Genomic DNA, 344 nt, shown 5'->3' with positions numbered 1-344 from the left:
TTGGCAGACTTTTATTTTGAGCAGGAGCCTATAGCTCCGCCCAGGCGGGGAGGTTTGGTTTATTTTAGCCACTGATATTTAACCGCTGATAGTAGTGGAGGTCGGGTGATTGTGATGATGATATGCTAATTATGGTGAATATCTGCTAATCATGATGGAAATCTGGGGTATTAAAAAAATCCTGCACAAAATACAACATTTTCCTCATAATCTCGGCCCTAATCCAAAATTGTTGTATAAAATACAGCATTCCTCCTCCTCTAAGCCGCTTAGCGGGAAGATTGTTGTATTTCATACAAGCCTGTTGATTCCCCATATTATGGTATGGATATAATTTCCAAAAT

The 344-nt window shown here is 39.2% G+C and carries 1 protein-coding gene; it reads right to left on the bottom strand.

What is annotated here, in order from left to right; all coding sequences use genetic code 11:
* Nucleotides 1-145: 145 nt before the first annotated feature.
* Nucleotides 146-344: hypothetical protein (locus QW71_RS41760; RefSeq protein WP_039311829.1), on the bottom strand; the 199-nt coding region annotated here is incomplete at its 5' end.

This window comes from Paenibacillus sp. IHB B 3415 (assembly GCF_000802655.2).
GTDB classification, from domain to species: Bacteria; Bacillota; Bacilli; order Paenibacillales; family Paenibacillaceae; genus Paenibacillus_AQ; species Paenibacillus_AQ phytohabitans.
This window is presented reverse-complemented; position numbering and strand designations above follow the sequence as displayed.